At 71.1% G+C, this 1,525-nt stretch carries 2 protein-coding genes; both read left to right on the top strand.

Annotated features, from left to right (window positions below; all coding sequences use genetic code 11):
* Positions 1–236 (top strand): transketolase-like TK C-terminal-containing protein (locus ACXJKL_RS20915; RefSeq protein WP_457208917.1); only part of this gene is annotated, 236 nt, incomplete at its 5' end.
* Positions 237–279: 43 nt separating this feature from the next.
* Positions 280–1,401, top strand: coding sequence for a transaldolase (gene tal, locus ACXJKL_RS20920; RefSeq protein ID WP_457208918.1), 1,122 nt, complete (start codon positions 280–282; stop codon positions 1,399–1,401).
* The last annotated feature ends 124 nt before the right edge of the window (positions 1,402–1,525 follow it).

Consider the following 1,525-nt stretch of genomic DNA (forward strand, 5'->3'; position numbering starts at 1 on the left):
AGCAGGAGCAGGCCTACCGCGAGAGCGTCATCCCGCCCACCGTCAAGGCCCGCGTCTCGGTCGAGGCCGGCGTGGCCCAGGGCTGGCGCGAGATCGTCGGCGACCACGGCCGCATCGTGTCCATCGACACCTACGGTGCCTCGGCCGACTACGCCCGGATCTACTCCGAGTACGGCCTCACCGGCGAGGCGGTGGCCGACGCCGCCCGTGACAGCATCCGGGTCTCCACCGACTGAGACCGGATCACCGCCACCCCCAGCAGCACCCTCAGGAGGAACCATGAGTGACCGCATGAAGGCCCTCGCAGACGCGGGCGTGTCCATCTGGCTCGACGACCTGTCCCGCGAGCGCATCGAGACCGGCAACCTCGCCGAGCTCATGGAGACGCGCTCCGTCACCGGCGTCACCACCAACCCCTCGATCTTCGCGGCCGCGCTGGCCGAGGGCGAGCGGTACGACGCCCAGGTGCGCGAGCTCGCCGCCGAGGGCGCCGACGTCGATGCCGTCGTCTTCGCGCTGACCACCACCGACGTGCGCCAGGCCGCCGACATCCTGAAGCCGGCGTACGACGCCAGCACCGGGGTCGACGGCCGGGTGTCGATCGAGGTCGCCCCGACGCTCGCCTTCGACACCGACGCGACGACCGAGGCCGCACACAAGCTGTGGGCCGAGGTGGACCGCGCCAACGTGCTCATCAAGATCCCGGCCACCACCGAGGGCGCCCCGGCCATCACCACCGTGCTGGGCGACGGCATCAGCGTCAACGTCACGCTGATCTTCGGCCTCGAGCGCTACCGCGGGGTGATGGAGGCCTACGTCGCCGGCCTCGAGAAGGCGCGCGACAACGGCCACGACCTGTCCGGCATCCACTCGGTCGCGTCGTTCTTCGTCTCCCGTGTGGACAGCGAGATCGACAAGCGTCTCGAGGCCATCGGCAGCGACGAGGCCCTGGCCCTGCGCGGCAAGGCGGGCGTGGCCAACGCCGTGCTCGCCCACCGCGACTTCGAGCAGTTCTTCTCCGGCGAGCGGTGGGAGTCCCTCGCCGCCGCCGGTGCGCACAAGCAGCGCCCGCTGTGGGCCTCGACCGGCGTCAAGAACCCGGACTACCGCGACACCATGTACATCACCGACCTGGTCGCGCCCGACACCGTCAACACCATGCCGGAGAAGACCATGGAGGCCTTCGCCGACCACGGTGAGGTCGAGGGCGACCGGGTGACGACGACGTACGCCGACGCGCAGGCCGTCATGGAGCAGCTCGCGGGCGTCGGGATCGACTACGACAACGTGATCGCCACGCTCGAGCAGGAGGGCGTGGAGAAGTTCGAGGCGTCGTGGACCGAGCTCCTCGACACCGTGTCCGGCCAGCTCAAGTCCGCGGGCGAGGGCGCGTCGGCGTGACCTCGTCGCCCGTCGACGCGGTGGCCACCGCGGCGTGGTCGGAGCTCGCCGCCCTCGCGGCGAGCTCGTCGCCCGACCTCCGGGCCTGGTTCGACGAGGACCCCGGTCGTGTGGAGCGCCACAC

The sequence above is a fragment of the Nocardioides sp. P5_C9_2 genome, from assembly GCF_054049555.1.